Origin of the sequence: Kitasatospora sp. NPDC059812 (assembly GCF_042732075.1) — a bacterium.
GTDB lineage: Bacteria > Actinomycetota > Actinomycetes > Streptomycetales > Streptomycetaceae > Kitasatospora.
Window position 1 is genome coordinate 58,438 of sequence record NZ_JBHWIO010000039.1, and the last position, 13,346, is coordinate 71,783.

10 protein-coding genes are annotated in these 13,346 nt (G+C 75.0%); 6 read left to right on the forward strand and 4 right to left on the reverse strand.

The annotated features are described in order from the left end of the window. Positions 1-149: 149 nt before the first annotated feature. Entirely contained in the window at positions 150-1,190 is a 1,041-nt protein-coding gene (locus ACFV6D_RS20695; protein ID WP_380560666.1) for an IPT/TIG domain-containing protein, read from the reverse strand. 185 nt (positions 1,191-1,375) lie between these two features. Here ACFV6D_RS20695 and ACFV6D_RS20700 point away from each other — a divergent pair, with 185 nt between their 5' ends. The 4 genes from ACFV6D_RS20700 (at position 1,376) to ACFV6D_RS20715 (ending at position 9,276) form a co-directional block, all read left to right on the forward strand. Beyond that, complete coding sequence (locus ACFV6D_RS20700) at positions 1,376-2,929, forward strand: hypothetical protein (RefSeq protein WP_079136051.1); 1,554 nt, start codon at positions 1,376-1,378, stop codon at positions 2,927-2,929. A gap of 66 nt (positions 2,930-2,995) precedes the next feature. Beyond that, entirely contained in the window at positions 2,996-3,871 is an 876-nt protein-coding gene (locus ACFV6D_RS20705; RefSeq protein ID WP_380560667.1) for a hypothetical protein, read from the forward strand. A gap of 37 nt (positions 3,872-3,908) precedes the next feature. Next, positions 3,909-8,501: a hypothetical protein gene (locus ACFV6D_RS20710; protein ID WP_380560668.1), complete on the forward strand. Its 4,593-nt coding sequence runs from the start codon at positions 3,909-3,911 to the stop codon at positions 8,499-8,501. A gap of 10 nt (positions 8,502-8,511) precedes the next feature. Further along, positions 8,512-9,276, forward strand: coding sequence for a metallophosphoesterase (locus ACFV6D_RS20715; protein ID WP_380338314.1), 765 nt, complete (start codon positions 8,512-8,514; stop codon positions 9,274-9,276). Positions 9,277-9,300: 24 nt separating this feature from the next. Here the strand turns inward: ACFV6D_RS20715 and ACFV6D_RS20720 are convergent, their stop codons facing one another. Further along, the gene (locus ACFV6D_RS20720) at positions 9,301-9,651 is read right to left on the reverse strand and encodes a hypothetical protein (RefSeq protein ID WP_380338312.1); all 351 of its coding nucleotides are present in this window, start codon (positions 9,649-9,651) and stop codon (positions 9,301-9,303) included. A 174-nt stretch (positions 9,652-9,825) separates the two neighbouring features. Further along, positions 9,826-10,521 (reverse strand): FadR/GntR family transcriptional regulator, encoded by a 696-nt coding sequence (locus tag ACFV6D_RS20725; protein WP_380338311.1) that lies wholly within the window; start codon positions 10,519-10,521, stop codon positions 9,826-9,828. 166 nt (positions 10,522-10,687) lie between these two features. Here ACFV6D_RS20725 and ACFV6D_RS20730 point away from each other — a divergent pair, with 166 nt between their 5' ends. After that, entirely contained in the window at positions 10,688-11,254 is a 567-nt protein-coding gene (locus ACFV6D_RS20730; protein ID WP_380338308.1) for a gluconokinase, read from the forward strand. Between the two features lie 2 nt (positions 11,255-11,256). Further along, positions 11,257-12,645 (forward strand): gluconate:H+ symporter, encoded by a 1,389-nt coding sequence (locus ACFV6D_RS20735; RefSeq protein ID WP_063350187.1) that lies wholly within the window; start codon positions 11,257-11,259, stop codon positions 12,643-12,645. Between the two features lie 113 nt (positions 12,646-12,758). Here ACFV6D_RS20735 and ACFV6D_RS20740 read toward each other — a convergent pair whose 3' ends face one another. Next, positions 12,759-13,232, reverse strand: a complete 474-nt coding sequence (locus tag ACFV6D_RS20740; RefSeq protein ID WP_380338305.1) for a hypothetical protein — start codon at positions 13,230-13,232, stop codon at positions 12,759-12,761. Between the last annotated feature and the right edge of the window lie 114 nt (positions 13,233-13,346).

The following is a 13,346-nucleotide window of genomic DNA, read 5'->3' on the forward strand; positions in this document are numbered from 1 at the left end:
CCCGCCCGCGGGGGGGGCCCCCCCCCCCGCCCCCGGGGGGGGCGCCCCCCCCGGCCCGCGGGGCGGGCCCGCCCCCCCGCACCCCCCGTGGCCGGGGGGCGGGCCCCCCGGGGAATCGGAACAACCGGACTGCGCGGTGTACGTCGGGACTACGCGGTGTACGTGAAGGTCACCGGGGCGCTGGTGCCGCCCGCCGTGGTCACCGTGACGCCCACCGGGCCGGGGCCCGCCGCTGCCGGGGAGGTGGCCGAGCAGAAGGACGGGCCGCAGGAGACGTGCGCGGCCGGCACCCCGCCGAACGCGACCGTCCCGTACGTCAGGTTGGTGCCCTGGAGGTACACCTGGGTGCCGCCGGCGGCCGGGCCGCTGGGGTAGGTCAGGTTGCCGACCGTCGGCGCGGGCGGGGGCGGGGGCGGGGCGCCCGTGTAGTCGAAGGCGGCCGGCGCCGCGACCGTGCCGCCGGGGGTCACCACGGAGACGGGTGCGCTGCCCGAGCCGCCGGGCGTGGTCACCGTGCAGGCGGTGTCGGTGCAGGTGCCGGCCGCCGGGACGCCGCCGACCAGCACCATGCCGTGCGCCAGGTTGCTGCCGCTGACGGTCACCGCGGTGCCGCCCGCGCCGGGGCCGGTGGTGGTGTCGAGGCCGTCGACCGTGGGCGGCGCCTGGACGACCGGCGCCGGGGTGGTCCCGTCGACCGACAGGGCCGTCACGTGGCCGGTCGGGTCGGTGTCGTTCGGATTGGACACGGTCACGACGATCTGGCCGGTCAGCTGCTGGGTGTAGTCGCGGCCCACGTTCAGCTTCATGAACTCGTAGCGCCCGGGCCTGCGGGTGCCGATGAGGACGGCGTCCAGGTGGCGCCCGTCGGGCGAGACGGACTCGGTGAAGGTGTAGTCGTACGGGGTGGAGTAGAACATGCCGAGCTCGGTGGTGAGGCCGGGCGGCAGGTCGACGGTGATGTGGGTCGGCCCGGTGAGGTCCTGGGTGCCGGCGGAGGTCCAGCCGACCGAGAGCTTGCCCGGTCCGGGAGGGGTGGTGCCCGGCAGGAAGCCGTTCAGGGCTGCGGTCACGTGCTGCCCCTGAACGGCGGGGGCGTCGGCGGGGGCGGCTGACGAGGCGGCGGCACCGGTGGCGAGGGTGGTCACGGACAGCGCGGCGGCGAAGCCCGCTTTGACCAGTCGAGTGATCATAGGCCGATCATCACGGTAGCGACGCGCAGTCTTCACGGGTTTGCCGAATATCGGTTCGGAATTGGCGGAATCCCGTCGAAATCCCGTTCTGAATTCACCCCCGACACGCCCTCCGGCCTGCCGCGCAGCCCGCCCACAAGGCCCGTTTCGGTCGATGTCGGTGCGAACCTCTAATCTTGTGCACCGTGACCGCCATCGCTGACCCGCCCACCCTGCCCGGCCCCCGGCCGCCCGCCGGGTCCGTCGCGGCGAGGCCCGCGCCCGGCCCCGCCGCCGACGAGGGCCTGGCCCGCCGGCTCAAGGCGCTGGCCTGCACCGCCCCCCTGCACGACCTGGACAACCGCAAGGTCAACCTGGCGGGCGAGTACGGCGGCTACGCGATGGCCGAGGTCGGTCTCGCCGCGATCGACCTGGTCACCCTGCACATGGACTTCGACACCGGCGCCGACCGCGACATAGTGCTCGCCCGCCTGCTGCCCAGGGTCGCCGCCCAGGCCGCCGGCCGCCCCGCCGCCGAGCACGAGCGGGTCGCCCGCTGGGTGCTGGAGTCGCTGATCAACGTCGGCAGCGTCGACCGGGGCTTCCGCGCCGTCTACGGCACCTTCGGCGCGGACGGCGCGTACGTCCGGCGCGACTACGACTTCAAGCTGATCGAGGAGGTCCCCGGCCCCGACGGCGGCGTCTACCTGCGCACCACCGACGAGGCGGTCAACGTCCTGGTCGGCGCGCTCGACACCGACGTCACCTCGGCCCAGATCGCCGCCGAGGTCAAGCTGGAGGTGCTGATCCGCCGCGGCCGCCTGGCCGACGCCCAGCTCGCCGCCGAGCAGGCCCGCTACCGCACCGTCCAGTACGCCGAGACGCTGCGCCGCGCCCTCGACGCGACCCGGCGCAACGTCCGCGCCGTCGACTGGATGCGCGCCATCCCGGACCTCATCGACGAGGCGCTGGACCACATCGCCGACCGCTACCGGCACGAGAACGCGATTCTCACCAACATCCGCAAGGCCCGCGACGAGGCCGAGCCGAATACTCCCGAAGGGGCCGAGAACAAGCGCCGCGCCGCCGAGCTGCTCGACATCGTCAAGGACTGCATCCGCCGCCACACCAAGCTGCAGACCCGCCTGCTGGAGGCCGGCCCGCTGTTCCGCGCCGAGCAGGACCGGCAGGCCTTCGCCACCCCCGGCGCCCGCAGCGGCATCGACCTCTACGGCCAACTGCTCGCCCCCGTGCTGCGGCTGCCGGTCGAGCAGGCCGTCCGCCCCACCGGTGCCTTCTTCGCCCGCGGCGCCGGCCTGCGCACCCCCGTCTCCGTCCGGGTCGCCGACCTGGTCGACCTGCTGCTCACCCCGCCGGTCGAGCGCGAGCACCTCGGCGCCGAACTGCCCGACCCGGACCTGGTCGCCACCCCGGACGACAGCCGCTTCTCCGAAGCCCAGCTGGAGGCCGCGCTGCTCCTGCTCGACCTGCCCGCCGACGCCCCCCGCCGGCTCTCCGGCCTGCTGGCCGAGGCCCGCGGGCAGGACCCGGAGCTGCCGTACCTGGTCGCCCTGCTGGCCGTCCACGCGGCCAGCCCGCCGGTCGGCACCGCCTACCGGCAGGGCGAGGAGCGGCTGCTGTTCGCCGTGGACGACGGCACCCCGCTGCGCGACCCGCAGTTCGGCGGCGCCGACCTGATCGTCGGCAGCGCCCTGCTCGACGCGGCCGGCATGGCCGCCGACCGCAAGGACGCCGGCTGACGAAGCCGCCGTCTCGACGCACCACCAGATCACCCGTACTAGCAACAGCCCCGAGGAGCACCGCCCGTGACGACCCACCACGACACGTCCTGGGCGGCCGAGACCGAACCCGCGGCCCCCGCCCCGATCACCCCGGGCGACGTCGCCGACGCCGCCCGGCTGGTCTCCTTCGGCCTCCAGGCCAAGCTGCTCCCCGCCCGCGACGCCGAGTACGCCGAACTCGTCCGCCGCCACCGCGAGGACCCGCCGTTCGCCCGGCTCGCCGACGCCGTCGCCACCGGCATGGGCCTGGTCGTCCTGGAGGTCTCGCCGCGCGCCGGCATGGCCGTCGCCGCCGCCGAGGACTCGCTGTTCGCCGTCCGGATGGGCGACTACTCGCGCCGCGCCGCCACCGAGTCCACCGACCGCTTCCTGCACGGCCTGGCCCACCTCGCCGTCGCCGCGATGGCCTTCCCCCGGCCCGAGGACCTCGCCGACGACGGCTACCTCGGCCGGATCACCGTCAACGGCGTCGACGCCTTCGTCCGCCAGGCCTGCCGCCGCCTGGAGGAGCAGGCCGCGACCGAGGGCGACAACACCGACCCGCAGTCCGACGCCCCCGGCCTGGAGGCCGCCTGGCGGGTCTGGGCCCGGCGCACCGCCACCGGCGCCACCAAGGACGCCCGCCGGCTCTCCGGCTCCACCATCGGCATCGTCGCCAAGGCCGTGCTGTTCCTGGTCGACTCCGGCTTCCTGCAGAAGGTCTCCGACGACTCCGGCGGCACCTACCGCACCACCGCCCGCTACCAGCTCCAGGTCCGCGACCTGGCCGGCAGCGCGGCCATGGCCGAACTGCTCGACCTCGGCATCGTCCCGGTCTCCGACGGCACCGCCAGCCTGCTGCCGCCGGACAACGGCGACGAACTGGTGGCCGACGCAGGCCTGCCGTTCCACTCGCTCTGACACCCCTACCCGACTCGCCCACGGAGAACCGCCGCACATGTACGAGCTCAACCGGGTCCGCCTCTACTCGATCGGACCGGCCGGCGCCCGCTACGCCGACACGGTGCTCGACCTGCGCGGTGTCGGCGAGCCCGTCGCCGACCCGGCCCCGCAGCAGATCGGCCTGTTCGGCGAGGACACCGAGGGCCCGGTCCGCCGCCCCGCCCCGGCCGGCGTGCTCTTCCTGGAGAACGGCGGTGGCAAGTCCGTCCTGCTCAAACTGATCTTCTCGGTGATGCTCCCCGGCCACCGCAACACCCTCGGCGGCGCCAGCTCCGGCGTGCTGCGCAAGTTCCTGCTCGCCGACGACTGTGGCCACGTCGCGCTGGAGTGGCAGCACACCGTCACCGGCGAGCTGATCGTGGTCGGCAAGGTCAGCGAGTGGCGCGGCCGCCAGGTCTCCTCCGACCCGCGCAAGTTCGCCGAGACCTGGTACTCCTTCCGCCCCGGCCCCGGCCTCACCCTGGACTCGCTGCCGGTCGCCGAACGCATCGGCCTGGCCGGCGACCAGAAGGCCCGCGGCCGCCGCCGCACCATGAAGGGCTTCCGCGACGCCCTCACCGAGGCCGGCAAGGCCCACCCGCACCTCGACCTGGTCTTCGAGGACGGCCACGACCGCTGGACCGAGCACCTCGGCGAACTCGGCCTCGACCCCGAACTCTTCCGCTACCAGCGCGAGATGAACGCCGACGAGGGCGAGGCCGCCGGCCTCTTCGCGGTCAAGCACGACAGCGACTTCACCGACCTGCTGCTGCGCGCCGTCACCGACACCCGGGACACCGACGGCCTCGCCGACCTCGTCCACGGCTTCGCCGCCAAGCTCGGCCGCCGCGCCGAACTCACCGCCGAACGCGACTTCACCGCCGGCTCCCTCGACCTGCTGGAACGCATCGTCGAGGCCACCGGCGCCCGCGAGAGCGTCCGCGAGACCCACCGCACCGCCGAACGCCGCACCCGCCGCCTCGCCCACGCCCTCACCTCCCGCGCCGCCGCCGAACGCGACCGCGCCCAGGACCTCGCCATCGAGGTCGCCGCCGCCGCGGGCGCCGTCACCGCCGCCGAGGCCGACCGCACCCGGCACACCCTCATCACCGCCGAACTCACCCACCGGCACGCCACCCTGGGCCTCGCCGCGGCTACCGCCGAGGCTGCCGCACTGCGCCGCGAACTCATCGACGCCCGCACCCTGCACTCCGCCTGGCAGGCCGCCGAGGCCGTCCTGCGCCAGCGCGCCGCCGCAGACCGGATCACCCGGGTCGCCGCCGCCATCCGCGAGGCCGAACTCGACGCCGCCCCCGCGCTCGCCGCCCGTGCCCGCGCCGCCACCGCCCTGGCCCGCGCCCTGGAAGGCGCCGCCGCGGCCGCCGAGGCCCGCGCCGACACCGAGGAGAAGCGCGCCGGCGAGCTCCAGGACGACGGCGCCAAGGCCCAGTCCGACGCCACCGAGGCCGCCACCGCCGCCCAGAAGGCCCGCAGCGAGGTCGACCACCTGCGCCAGCGCCTCGCCGAGGTCGAGCAGGAGACCGCCGCCGCCGTCGAGGCCGGCTTCATCGACGCCGACGGCGACGTCGACCCGGCCCGCGCCGCCCTGCACGCCGCCGACGTCGAGAAGGCCGCCGGCGCCGCCCTCGCCCAGGCCCGTACGGCCGCCGAGGCCTGCGCCGCCCGGCTGCGCGAGGCCGCCGCCGCCACCGGCCGCGCCGAACTCGCCGCCGAACGCGCCGGCGACGCCCGCACGGCCGCCGCCCGGGCGCTCGCCGCCGAGCAGCGCACCGCCGCCCTGCTCGCCACCGAGCAGCGCCTCTCCGACCTGCTATCCCTGACCCCCGCACCCACCGACTGGAGCGACGACGGGTCAGGGGCCGAGGAGGACGCCGGCTTCCTCACCCCCGCCGTCCTCGACCGCAACGCCGAGTACCTGCGCGAACTCCTCGACGAGTCCATCGCCACCGCCGAACGCACCCTGTTCGACCTGCGCACCGCCGCCGCCGACGACTCCCGCATCCTCGCCGCCCTCGGTGACGGCGGACTGCTGCCGCCCGGCCCGGACGTCCTGGCCACCGTCGAGTACCTCGCCGAGCACGGCATCCCCGCCCTGCCGGGCTGGCGCTACCTCGCCCAGTCCGTCGACCCGGCCGACCACGAGGCGATCCTCGCCGCCCGCCCCGAACTCGTCGACGGCGTCGTCGTCACCGACCCGGCCTCGCTGGAGCGGGCCCGCGAGGCCCTGCAGGCCGCCGCCCTGCTGCCCCGCTCCACCGTCGCCGTCGGCGCCGCCGCCTCCCTGATCGCCCCGATCACCGACCAGCCCGCGTTCTTCCTGGTGCCGCCGAACCCGGCCATGCACGACGAGTCCGCCGCCGACGACGAGCGCCGCGAACTGCGCGCCCGGGCGAGCGCCCGCGAGGAGCACATCCGCGAACTCGCCGCCCGCCTCGGTGCCGACCGCGCCCTCGCCGCCCGCCTCGCCTCCTGGCACGCCAGCTGCCCGCCCGGTACCCTCGCCGAACTCGCCGCCGCCGCCGAGGCCGCCCGCGAGCACGCCGAGCAGGCCGCCGCCGCCCTGGTCACCCTGCGCGCCGACCACGACGAGGCCGAGACCGACCACGCCGCCGCGGCCGCCGCCCACGAGGAGCACCGCGAGGCCGCCCAGCGCGCCCGCCGCCGCGCCGACGCCCTCTCCGGCCTCGCCTTCCGGCTGCGCGAGCGCGCCAACTGGGCCCGCCGCCAGCGCGAACTCGCCGAGGACGCCGCCGAGTGCGACCGCCGCCAGGCCGTCTGCGCCGAACGCGCCCGCACCTGCGACGAGGACCGCCGCGCCGCCCAGCGCGCCGCCGACGACGCCCGCCGCACCGCCCGTACCGTGCGCGCCGAACGCGCCGAGATCCCCGCCGCCGAGCAGGCCGACGAGCCTGCCGAGACCGCCCCCGCCGCACTGCCCGCCCTGCGCGAGGCCTACCGCGCCGCCTCCCAGCTGTACGAGAAGGTCGGCGTCGGCGCCGACCTGCGCGCCGAGCAGGCCCGCGCCGAGGGCGACGAGGCCGCCGCCGCGACCGAACTCGACCGCCTCACCAACAAGGTCCGCACCCGCGCTGAGGAACTCCTCGGCAGCCCCGACGGCGCCGACGGCCCGGCCCGCCAGGCCGCGGCCGCCCGCGCCGAGGACCTGGTCGCCACCATCGAGGCCCGCTCCGCCGCCGCCAGCGAGCAGCTCGGGCGCCTGCGCGGCGAGGCCGAGCGCTCCGCCCCCGCCGACGGCGAGGCGCACACCGAACTGCCCGAGGACCTCGTCCCCGCCGACCCCGAGCACGCCCAGGTCCTGCTGCGCACCGCCACCAGCCGGCTCGCCGAACGCCGGGAGGCCCTGGACGCCGCCCGCACCGCGCACGCCGACCTGCAACGCACCTTCGACGCCGCCCAGTCGGCCGCCGCCGACTTCGACGAACTCGCCGGCCAGCTGCGCGACGGCCTGCGCGAGCAGCAGGAGGACGACGGCCAGTCCGCCGAGCCCTACCTCGGCTCGCTGCCGGAGGCGCGCGGCACCGCCGCCGAGGCCCGCCGCGCCCTGCGCACCGCCGCCGGCGAGCTGTCCTCCGCCGAACTCGCCGTCCGCGACGCCTCCGACGCCCTCGTCCGGCACGCCAACGCCGCCCGCTACGAAGCCGTCCGCACCCCCGCCCGCCAGCAGATCCGCGAACTGCCCGCCGCCGCGCTGCCCGAGCACGCCGCCGCCTGGGCCGCCGCCTTCGCGCCCCGGCTGCGCGTGCTGACCGACGAACTCGCCCAGCTGGAGCGCAACCGCGGCTCGATCGTCGACCGCCTGCGCGGCCTGGTCGAGTCCTCGCTCACCACCCTGCGCGCCGCCCAGCGGCTCTCCCGGCTGCCCGAGGGCCTGGGGGAGTGGTCCGGCCAGGAGTTCCTGCGGATCCGCTTCGAGGACCCGGACCACGCCACCCTGGTCGAGCGCCTGGGTGAGGTCATCGACGAGGCCACCCGCGCCGCCGTCCGCAAGAACAGCGACCTGCGCCGCGACGGCATGTCCCTGCTGCTGCGCGGGGTCGCCGCCGCGATGGGCCCGAAGGGCGTCAGCGTCGAGATCCTCAAGCCGGACGCGGTGCTGCGCGCCGAGCGGGTCGGCGTCGGCCAGATGTCCGACGTCTTCTCCGGCGGCCAGCTGCTCACCGCCGCCATCGCGCTGTACTGCACGATGGCCGCGCTGCGCGCCAACGACCGCGGCCAGTCCCAGCTGCGGCACGCCGGCACGCTGTTCCTGGACAACCCGATCGGCCGCGCGAACGCCACCTACCTGCTGGAGCTCCAGCGGGCCGTGGCCGACGCGCTCGGCGTCCAACTGATCTACACCACCGGCCTGTTCGACACCACCGCGCTCGCAGAGTTCCCGCTGGTCATCCGGCTGCGCAACGACGCCGACCTGCGGGCGGGCCTCAAGTACATCTCGGTCGAGGAGCACCTGCGCCCCGGTCTGCCCGCCCCGCAGGACCCGGACGGCCCGGCCATCCACGGCGAGATCACCGCCACCCGGATGTTCAAGCGTCCGGCCGAGGTTCCGGCGCAGTCCTCAACTGACTAGCGTGGCGTGCATGCTGACGATCGCGCACTTCAGTGACATCCACCTCGGGCAGGAGCACCGCCGGGACGGCGGCAGGCGCGCCCGGCGGCGGGCCGGGCAGGTGATGGCGTACCTCGACGCCCTGCCCGGCCCGCTGGACGCGGTGCTCGTCACCGGGGACCTCGCCGACCACGGCCTGCCCGCCGAGTACGAGCAGGTGGCCAAGGTGCTGGACTCCCGGTACCCGGTGCTCATTTGCCCCGGCAACCACGACCGCCGGGCGCCCTACCGGGAGGTGCTGCTCGGCGAGGCCCCCGCGGACGGCCCGGTCAACCGGCTGCACCGACTGCCCGGCGCCGACGTGCTGATGCTGGACTCCTCGATCCCCGGCCGCGATGACGGCCTGCTGGACGAGGAGACGCTGGCCTGGCTGGACGCCGAACTGGCGGCCGGCCGCGCCGACCTGCCGGCGCTGGTGGCCTTCCACCACCCGCCGGCCGTCCTGCACCTGCCGAACGTCGACCCGATCCGCCAGTTCGGCGAGGAGGCGCTGGGCGCGGTGCTGGCCCGGCACCCCCGGGTGGCCGGCCTGCTCTGCGGCCACTCCCACACCGGCGCCGCCACCACCTTCGCCGGACTGCCCCTGCTGGTCGCCCCGGGTGTGGTCTCCACCGTCACGCTGCCCTGCGAGGGCGGGCCCGGCATCTCCTTCACCCAGCCGCCGATGCTCGCCTTCCACGTCCTGGACGACACGGGCCGGCTCACCACCCACTACCGGGCCGTCCCGGAGGGCTGACCGCGACTGTCGGCCGCAGGTGTCCTACGCGGCCGGCAGTCGCGGCTGGCGCTGTGGCCCGCCGGGGCGGGGGAGCGGCCGGGCGGCCAGCGGGTCGGGCGCCCGGTTGCCCGCCATCGGGTGCGCGGAGCCGGGCGCGCGCTGCCGCTGGGCGGCGACCTGGCGCGAGATCAGGATCTCCAGCAGGCACCACATCGTGCCGAACACCCCGAGCCCCATCGTCATCAGCGCCGGCGTCATCAGCCAACTGTCCGCGTACGAGGCGAGCGTGGCGACGACCACGCCGACCAGGGTGAAGGACAGGCAGAGCACCGCCCGGACGGCGGCGGCGCGCACCTCGTCGGGCAGGCGGCGACGGCGGCGTGGCACGGACATCGATCGACCCCCAGGCGCGGACTCGGCGGCGGACACGGGACGGGCGCACGCGAAACGCGCCCCCTTGCCTCACTCTGCCCCGCCGAACCAGGACTATGCGTCCGAATCCACCGAACTGCCGTCAAAGCGCGTGATCCGGGCAGCCGGCAGCGGGCGGCCCGCCGCCGGGGGAGGTCAGCCCAACTGCTGGTTGAGCTCCTCCAGGGCGCCCGCCACGATCGTCCGCATGGCCTGCTCGGCCTGGACGGCGTCCCCCGCGCAGATCGCGTCGGCGACTTCGCGGTGCAGCCGGATCGCGTACGGCTCCGGCTGATGGGGCATCAGATGGTACTCGGTCCGCCCGGTGAGCACCGCCCCCACGGTGTCGCCGAGGTGGGCGAACATCTCGTTGCCGGAGGCGCGCAGCACGGTGGCGTGGAATTCGATGTCGTGCCGGAGGAAGGTGGTGAGGTCGGCGGCCCGCGCCGAGACGGTCAACTCCACGGCCAGTGAGCCGAGTTGGCGCCGGTCGTCGTCGCTCGCGTGCACCGCGGCGAGCGCGGCCGCGGCCGGTTCGACGGCCACCCGCAGCGAGCCGAGCGAACGCAGCTGGGCCGAGCGGTCCGCGCCGGCCAGCCGCCAGCGGATCACCAGCGGGTCGAAGACGTCCCAGAGCGACCTGGGCTGCACGGTGATCCCGACCCGCCGCCGGGACGCCACCAGGCGCATCCCCTCCAGGATCCGCACCGCCTCCCGGACGACCGTCCGGGACACCCCGAACCGCTCCTCCAGTTCCTCGCCGCGCAGCACCGCACCCTCGGGAATCTCCCCCGACGCGATCGCGGGCCCGAGCTCGTCAAGCAGCCGACCGGGCAGCCCCTGGATCTCCATCCGCCCAGCGTAGACGCCCGTCCCGCCGTCACCACCGGCGCGTACCGGGTCCCGCGCCCTGCGATCTACCCCACAGCTCAAAAGTATGACGATTTGGTTTCCACCACTTGAATACGTCATATCTTTGAGGCGATAGTGGCGGCCAGGCAACGAAGGAGCACCACCCATGGCTCTCAGCGTCGAGAACCACGACTTCCCGGCAGTGACACCGGCGGGCCCTCTCACCATCGTGGTGATGGGCGTCTCCGGTGTCGGCAAGACCACCCTGGCCCGCCTGCTGGCCGAACGACTCGACCTCCCCTACGCGGAGGCGGACGACTTCCACCCGGCGGCCAACATCGCCAAGATGTCGGCCGGCATCCCGCTGGACGACGAGGACCGCGCCCCCTGGCTGCGCGCCGTCGGCGCCTGGCTCAAGGAGCGGGCCGAGGACGGCACCGGCGGCGTGGTCACCTGTTCGGCGCTGAAGCACCGCTACCGCGACACCCTGCGCGCGGCCTGCCCGGGTGCCTACTTCCTGCACCTCAGCGGCGGTCACGAGCTGGTCGAGGACCGGCTCGCCCACCGCACCGGCCATTTCATGCCGCCGTCGCTGCTCGACTCCCAGTACGCCGCCCTGGAACCCCTGGGCGCGCACGAGCGCGGCGCCGTCCTGGACGTCGGTCCGTCCCCCGAAGAACTCGTCGAGATGGCCGTGGCGTTGCTGCGGCCGGTCAATGGAGACCTCGCGTGAGTATGTCCCCCACTCTGCTCGCGGCCGCCCCACCGGCCCTGCCGCACACCAGCAGCGACTCCCAGTTGCTGATCGCGGTCCTGCTCAGCATCGGTGTGATCGTCCTACTGATCACCAAGCTGAAGCTGCATCCCTTCCTCGCCCTCACGCTCGGCTCCGGCCTGCTGGCCGCCGTCGCGGGCGCCCCGTTCGACAAGCTGCTCAACAGCTTCTCCACGGGCTTCGGCTCCACCGTGGCCGGCGTCGGCCTGCTGATCGGGCTGGGCGCGATGCTCGGCAAGCTGCTCGCCGACTCCGGCGGCGCCAACATCATCGCGGACACCGTGCTGGCCCGGTCGGGCAACAAGGCGCTGCCCTGGGCGATGGCGCTGATCGCCGCCGTCCTCGGCCTGCCGCTGTTCTTCGAGGTCGGCGTCGTCCTGCTGATCCCGATCGTGCTGCTGGTCGCCCGCCGCGGCAACGTGCCGCTGATGCGGATCGGCATCCCCGCGCTGGCCGGCCTGTCCGTGCTGCACGGCCTGGTGCCCCCGCACCCCGGCCCGCTGGTCGCCGTCGACGCCCTGAAGGCGGACCTCGGCATCACCCTGGCGCTCGGCCTGCTGATCGCCGTGCCCACCCTGATCGTGGCCGGCCCGCTGTTCTCCCGGCTGGCCGAGCGCTGGGTCGGCCCGCTGGAGATCCCGAAGGCCACCGCCCCCGAGGAGAGCGCCAAGCCCGAGCACACCCCGTCCTTCGGCGCGGTGCTGGCGACCATCCTGCTGCCGGTCGTGCTGATGCTCGGCAAGGCCCTGACCGACGTGGTGATCGACAACCCGAAGGCGTTGGGCCAGCGGGTGTTCGACTTCATCGGCTCGCCGCTGATCGCGCTGCTCGCCGCCACCCTGCTCGGCATGCTGACCCTCGGCAAGGCGGCCGGCTTCGACAAGGCGCGGATCTCCGACACCGTCGGCAAGTCGCTCGGCCCGATCGCCGGCATCGTGTTCATCGTCGGCGCCGGCGGTGGCTTCAAGCAGACCCTGATCGACGTGGGCGTCGGCAACGCGGTGAGCGAGTGGTCCAGCAAGTGGCACATCTCGGCGCTGCTGCTCGGCTGGCTGATCGCGGTGCTGATCCGCCTGGCCACCGGCTCGGCGACGGTCGCCACCATCACCGCCGCCGGCATCGTCGCCCCGCTCGCCGCCGACATGTCCTCCACCCACGCGGCCCTGCTGGTCCTGGCGATCGGCGCCGGCTCGCTCTTCCTGTCGCACGTCAACGACGCCGGCTTCTGGCTGGTGAAGGAGTACTTCGGGATGAGCGTCGGGCAGACGCTGAAGTCCTGGTCGGTGATGGAGACGGTGATCTCGGTCGTCGCCATCGCCCTGATCATGCCGCTCAGCCTGATCATCTAGGCCGGACAGCGCCTGAAGCCGCCGACATCCGCCGAGGGGCGGCACCCGTACCGCACGGGTGCCGCCCCTCGGGCGTGCCCGACGGCCGGGGCCCAGCCCAGCGGCCCCGACAGCTACCGCAGCACGACCCGCCAACCGTCGCCGCCGTCGCGGCCGCCGGGCCGGAGCACCAGCTCCTTCACCTGCCCGGTGTCGTGGAAGGTCAGCACCACGGTCTGCCGCTCGGCAGGGTCGTCCTGGAAGTCGGCCGTGACGGCCCCCTGGGCGCCCCGTCCGTACTCGCGGACCCAGGCCGCCGAAGCGTCCCCGCTGTCCCCGTTGTCCCCGCCGTCCGAGGCGCCGAGCTCCGCCAGCCGCCCCTCGGCCCCTTCGGCGAGCCGCCACACCAGCTGCTGGACCACGCCGAGCGTGCCGGTGGACGGGTACCCCGTCACCCGCAGGTGCGGATGGGCGGCGTAGTCGGCCTTGTACGCCAGCTCGGCCTCCGAGGCCCCGCCGGAGCACCCGGTGAGCAGCGCGACCGCGAGGCCCGCCGCAGGCAGACCTGCGGCGCGGCGGGCGGTCCGAAATCCAGACAAGATCGTCATCAGGGAGAATCATGCGCGAAGGGGGGGGGGCCCCGACCACCCCCCCCCGAGTGCGAGCGGATCGCGCGAGCGGTCGCACCGCGGGGGAGGGGAGGAGAGAGAGCGCGAGGCGCT

What these genes read in the sequence shown, in the direction of transcription:
- ACFV6D_RS20735 (WP_063350187.1), top strand. Translation starts at nt 11,257, where the DNA reads ATGTCCCCCACTCTGCTCGCGGCCGCCCCACCGGCCCTGCCGCACACC.
- ACFV6D_RS20720 (WP_380338312.1), bottom strand. Translation starts at nt 9,651, where the DNA reads ATGTCCGTGCCACGCCGCCGTCGCCGCCTGCCCGACGAGGTGCGCGCC.
- ACFV6D_RS20740 (WP_380338305.1), bottom strand. Translation starts at nt 13,232, where the DNA reads ATGACGATCTTGTCTGGATTTCGGACCGCCCGCCGCGCCGCAGGTCTG.
- ACFV6D_RS20695 (WP_380560666.1), bottom strand. Translation starts at nt 1,190, where the DNA reads ATGATCACTCGACTGGTCAAAGCGGGCTTCGCCGCCGCGCTGTCCGTG.
- ACFV6D_RS20715 (WP_380338314.1), top strand. Translation starts at nt 8,512, where the DNA reads ATGCTGACGATCGCGCACTTCAGTGACATCCACCTCGGGCAGGAGCAC.
- ACFV6D_RS20725 (WP_380338311.1), bottom strand. Translation starts at nt 10,521, where the DNA reads ATGGAGATCCAGGGGCTGCCCGGTCGGCTGCTTGACGAGCTCGGGCCC.
- ACFV6D_RS20710 (WP_380560668.1), top strand. Translation starts at nt 3,909, where the DNA reads ATGTACGAGCTCAACCGGGTCCGCCTCTACTCGATCGGACCGGCCGGC.
- ACFV6D_RS20730 (WP_380338308.1), top strand. Translation starts at nt 10,688, where the DNA reads ATGGCTCTCAGCGTCGAGAACCACGACTTCCCGGCAGTGACACCGGCG.